Source organism: Micromonospora sp. NPDC049580, assembly GCF_040675595.1.
In the GTDB taxonomy this organism is placed as follows: domain Bacteria; phylum Actinomycetota; class Actinomycetes; order Mycobacteriales; family Micromonosporaceae; genus Micromonospora.
The window spans coordinates 1-4,570 of record NZ_JBFAPG010000503.1 but is presented as its reverse complement, the minus strand read 5'-3'; the positions used below and the strand labels follow the sequence as shown (position 1 = coordinate 4,570).

The window sequence follows — 4,570 nt, the reverse complement described above, 5'->3', positions numbered from 1 at the left end:
GCCGGTGCGGCTGGCAATAACTTCATGATCAACCGATGTTCGAGGTCGGGCTGACTGGCGTGGCGGTGACCAGGTCGCCCAGGCGGGCGCGGCCCCCGTCGAAGGCCGTGAGCACCCACACGCCGTCGGGCAACAGCGCCATCGAGTGCTCGACGTGCGCCGCGACCGAACCGTCCCGGGTGACGACCGTCCAACCGTCGGCCAGTTCGACCGTACGCGGGGACGCCATGGTGATCATGGGCTCGATCGCCAGCGCCATGCCGGGGACCAGACGCGGCCCCTTGCCCGGCCGGCCGTGGTTGAGCACGTGCGGGTCCTGATGCATCTCGGTGCCGATGCCGTGGCCACCGTAGCCGTCGACGATGCCGTACCGGCCGCCCTTGCGGACCGCCGTCTCCACGGCGTACGAGATGTCGGTGAGCCGCCCCTTGCCGCTGGCCGCTCCGCGCGCTGCGGCGGCGATGCCCGCCCACATCGCGTCCTCGGCGACCTCGGCCATCTTGAGCAGCGCCGGGTCGACGTCGCCCACCCCGACGGTGATCGCGGAGTCCCCGTGCCACCCGTTGAGCACCGCGCCGCAGTCGATCGAGATGAGGTCGCCGTCGGCGAGCACCTGCTCCGGCGAGGGGATGGCGTGCACGATCTGCTCGTTGACCGACGAGCAGATCGACGCCGGGAAGCCGTGGTAGCCCTTGAAGGACGGGACGGCGCCCGCCTCGCGGATCGTCGACTCGGCGATGGCGTCCAGGTCCGCCGTGCTCACGCCGGGGGCCACCGCCTCGCGCATCCGGCGCAGGGCCTCGGCGACCACGAGCCCGGCCGCGCGCATCTTCTCGATCTGGTCAGGGGTCTTCAGCTGGATGTCCAGCTGGGGACGACGCATGGAGCGGTTACCTTTCGTGGCCATTCAGCGGGGCACGTCTGGCGTACCCCGCTGTTCGCACTCTATCCGCCGCGGCGCGGGGAGAACCTCAGCCGCCGTACGACCGCAGGGCGTCGATGGCCCGGGTGGTGACGTCCTCCACCGGGCCGGTGGCGTCGATCCCGACCAGCTTGCCCTGGGCGCCGTAGTAGTCGACCAGGGGCGCGGTCTTCTCGCTGTACTCCCGCAGGCGGGTGGCGATGGTCTCCGGCTTGTCGTCGTCGCGCTGGAACAGCTCGGCGCCGCACCGGTCACAGATGCCCGGCCGGGTGGTGGCGTCGAACTCGACGTGCCAGATCTTGCCGCAACCCCGGCAGGTGCGCCGGCCGGAGAGCCGCCGGATCACCTCGTCGTCGTCGACCACCAGCTCCAGGACCAGATCCAGGGCGGTGCCCAGATCGGCGAGGAGCTTGTCCAGAGCGGCGGCCTGCGGAGTCGTCCGCGGGAAGCCGTCGAGCAGAAAGCCCTCGCTGGCGTCCGGCTCGGCCAGCCGGTCCCGGACCATGTTGATGGTGACCTCGTCCGGAACCAGCTCGCCTGCGTCCATGTAACGCTTCGCCTCGACGCCGAGCGGCGTGCCCTGGGTGACGTTCGAGCGGAAGATGTCTCCGGTCGAGATCTTGGGTACCGACAGGTGCGCGGCGACGAACTCTGCCTGCGTGCCCTTTCCCGCACCCGGCGGGCCAACCAGAACGAGTCTCATCTACCGCAGGAACCCTTCGTAGTTCCGCTGCATGAGTTGGCTCTCGATCTGCTTCACGGTCTCCAGACCGACGCCGACCATGATGAGCACAGCGGTGCCACCGAACGGGAAGTTCTGGTACTGCTGGCTGTCCAGCCAGATGAAGAAGAAGTTCGGCAGGATGGAGATGATGCCGAGGTAGAGCGCGCCCGGCAGGGTGATCCGGCTGAGGATGAAGTCCAGGTAGTCGGCCGTCGGCTTGCCCGGCCGGATACCCGGCACGAACCCGCCGTACTTCTTCATGTTGTCCGCGACCTCGGTCGGGTTGAACGTGATCGAGACGTAGAAGTACGTGAAGAAGATGATCAGCAGGAAGTAGACCGAGATGTAGATCGGGCTGTTCGGAGCGACCAGGTTGTTCTGGATCCACGCCTGGACCTTGCCCGGGTCGTTCTGGTCGAAGAACTGGAGCGCCAGCTGCGGAAGGTAGAGCAGCGACGAACCGAAGATGACCGGGATGACACCCGCCTGGTTGACCTTCAGCGGGATGTAGGTCGAGGTGCCGCCGTACATCCGCCGGCCGATCATCCGCTTGGCGTACTGCACCGGGATCCGGCGCTGCGCCTGCTCGATGAAGGTGACCGCGGTGATGACCACCAGAACCAGCGCGATGACCAGGGCGAACTTGCCCCAGCCCTGGCTGGTCTTGATCTGCCAGCCCTCGCCGGGCAGCCGGGCCGCGATCGAGGTGAAGATCAGAACGGACATGCCGTTGCCAACGCCCCGGTCGGTGATCAGCTCACCGAGCCACATGACCATGCCCGTGCCGGCGGTCATGGTGATCACCAGGATGGACAGGGTCAGCCAGTCCGGGATGCCGGTGCCCTCGGGGATGATCGGGAACTGGTCGCAGCGGTTCTGGAACAGCTGCCCCGAGCGGGCCAGCGCCACGAACGCCGAGGCCTGCAGCACGCCGAGACCGAGGGTCAGGTAGCGGGTGTACTGCGTGATCTTCGCCTGGCCGGCCTGGCCCTCCTTGCGGAGCTGCTCCAGGCGCGGAATCACGACGGTCAGCAGCTGCAGGATGATCGACGCGGTGATGTAGGGCATGATGCCCAACGCGAAGACCGAGAGCTGGAGCAGCGCCCCGCCGGAGAAGAGGTTGAGCAGATTCAGCGGGCCCGTCGTCTGCCCGGAGATGGAGTCGAGGCACTTCTGCACGTTGCCGTACGAGACGCCCGGGCTGGGGAGCGTGGCACCCAGCCGGTAGACCGCGATGATGCCTACTGTGAACAGCAGCTTCTTGCGCAGGTCAGGCGTACGGAACGCACTGAGAAAGGCGGACAGCAACTTCTTCCTCCTGCGCGAGGCGGGCCGCCGGTGATCCCTGGCGGGTGGGGGTGGATCACGGGCGAGTGCCCGCAATCCATGGCTGGGATGGGACTCTAACAGCCCTGTCCCGCTCCGGGCAGGTGTGCCCGGCTACATAAACCGAATCCGATGTTACCGGGCGCACACGCCCCAGGCAGACCTAGGCGCCCGCCAGTTACTCACAACTGACGGGCGCCGAGGTCGTACGCCTTACAGCTCGGTGGCGGAGCCACCGGCGGCGGCGATCTTCTCCTTGGCCGACGCGCTGAACGCGTGCGCCGACACCTGGAGCGCCACCCCGCCAAGGTCCCCGGTGCCGAGGACCTTGACCGGCTGGCCCTTGCGGACCGCGCCGGCCTCGACCAGCTCGAGCGGGCCAACCTGGCCGCCGTTCGGGAACAGCTCGGCGAGCCGGTCCAGGTTGACCACCTGGAAGACCACCTTGAACTTGTTCTTGAAGCCCTTCATCTTCGGCAGGCGCATGTGGATGGGCATCTGCCCACCCTCGAACGCCGCCGAGATGTTCTTGCGGGCCTTGGAGCCCTTCGTACCGCGCCCAGCGGTCTTGCCCTTGGAACCCTCACCACGACCCACACGGGTCTTCGCGGTCTTCGAACCGGGCGCCGGGCGCAGGTGGTGCACCTTGATCGTCATTACTCGACCTCCTCGACCTTCACGAGGTGGCTCACAGTGAAGATCATGCCGCGGATCTCGGGCCGGTCCTCCTTGACCACCACGTCGTTGATCCGCTTGAGACCGAGCGAACGCAGCGACTCACGCTGGTTGTGCTTGGTCCCGATACCGGACCGGAGCTGGGTGACCTTCAGGCGTGCCATCAGCGCGCCACCCCCGCACGCGACGCCAGCATGGCGGCCGGCGCGACGTCCTCCACCGGCAGACCACGACGCGCCGCGACCTGCTCGGGGGACTCAAGCCCCTTCAGGGCCGCCACAGTGGCGTGCACGATGTTGATCGGGTTCGACGAGCCGAGGCTCTTGGAGAGCACGTCGTGGATCCCGGCGCACTCCAGCACGGCACGCACCGGACCACCGGCGATGACACCCGTACCGGCCGAGGCCGGCTTGAGCAGCACGACGCCAGCGGCGTCCTCACCCGTCACCGGGTGCGGGATCGACTGACCGATCCGCGGAACCTTGAAGAAGTGCTTCTTGGCCTCCTCGACACCCTTGGCGATCGCCGCGGGCACCTCCTTGGCCTTTCCGTAGCCCACGCCGACCGTGCCGTCGCCGTCGCCCACGATCACCAGGGCGGTGAAGCTGAAGCGACGACCACCCTTCACGACCTTGGCGACGCGGTTGATCGCGACGACCCGCTCAAGGTGCGGGGTCTTCTCGACGGGCGCGTTTCCGCGGCCGCCCTCACGGCGGTTGTCGCGGCGACCACCCTCGTTGCCACCGGACCCGCCGCCACGGCGCTGTTGACCTGGCATCAGCAGCCTTCCTTATCTCTCGTGACGGGGTTGTTAGAACTCGAGCCCGGCTTCGCGGGCGGCGTCGGCAAGCGCGGCGACTCGCCCCGCGTACCGGTTGCCACCGCGGTCGAAGACGACCTTGGAGACGCCGGCGGCCTTGGCC

The 4,570-nt window shown here is 67.9% G+C and carries 7 protein-coding genes; all 7 read right to left on the bottom strand.

The features are described 5' to 3' along the window. Positions 1–28: 28 nt before the first annotated feature. Complete coding sequence (map, locus tag AB0J68_RS27905) at positions 29–883, bottom strand: type I methionyl aminopeptidase (RefSeq protein ID WP_363941337.1); 855 nt, start codon at positions 881–883, stop codon at positions 29–31. 88 nt (positions 884–971) lie between these two features. Beyond that, the gene (locus tag AB0J68_RS27900; protein WP_007465256.1) at positions 972–1,625 is read right to left on the bottom strand and encodes an adenylate kinase; all 654 of its coding nucleotides are present in this window, start codon (positions 1,623–1,625) and stop codon (positions 972–974) included. Then, entirely contained in the window at positions 1,626–2,954 is a 1,329-nt protein-coding gene (secY, locus tag AB0J68_RS27895) for a preprotein translocase subunit SecY (protein WP_354858647.1), read from the bottom strand. A gap of 231 nt (positions 2,955–3,185) precedes the next feature. Continuing rightward, entirely contained in the window at positions 3,186–3,629 is a 444-nt protein-coding gene (gene rplO, locus AB0J68_RS27890) for a 50S ribosomal protein L15 (protein WP_007465260.1), read from the bottom strand. Then, positions 3,629–3,811 carry a 50S ribosomal protein L30 gene (rpmD, locus tag AB0J68_RS27885; RefSeq protein ID WP_007465262.1) on the bottom strand — a complete coding sequence of 61 codons (183 nt, stop codon included), beginning with the start codon at positions 3,809–3,811 and terminating at the stop codon, positions 3,629–3,631. Before rpmD ends, rplO begins: the two co-directional genes overlap by 1 nt. After that, entirely contained in the window at positions 3,811–4,425 is a 615-nt protein-coding gene (rpsE, locus tag AB0J68_RS27880; protein WP_007465263.1) for a 30S ribosomal protein S5, read from the bottom strand. The genes rpmD and rpsE overlap by 1 nt, the downstream gene beginning before the upstream one ends. Before the next feature lie 33 nt (positions 4,426–4,458). After that, the coding region (locus AB0J68_RS27875; protein ID WP_363941340.1) for a 50S ribosomal protein L18 at positions 4,459–4,570 on the bottom strand (112 nt) is incomplete at its 5' end.

Coding starts and splice junctions, on each gene's coding strand:
- map (WP_363941337.1), bottom strand. CDS start 883: ATGCGTCGTCCCCAGCTGGACATCCAGCTGAAGACCCCTGACCAGATC.
- AB0J68_RS27900 (WP_007465256.1), bottom strand. CDS start 1,625: ATGAGACTCGTTCTGGTTGGCCCGCCGGGTGCGGGAAAGGGCACGCAG.
- rplO (WP_007465260.1), bottom strand. CDS start 3,629: ATGACGATCAAGGTGCACCACCTGCGCCCGGCGCCCGGTTCGAAGACC.
- rpmD (WP_007465262.1), bottom strand. CDS start 3,811: ATGGCACGCCTGAAGGTCACCCAGCTCCGGTCCGGTATCGGGACCAAG.
- rpsE (WP_007465263.1), bottom strand. CDS start 4,425: ATGCCAGGTCAACAGCGCCGTGGCGGCGGGTCCGGTGGCAACGAGGGT.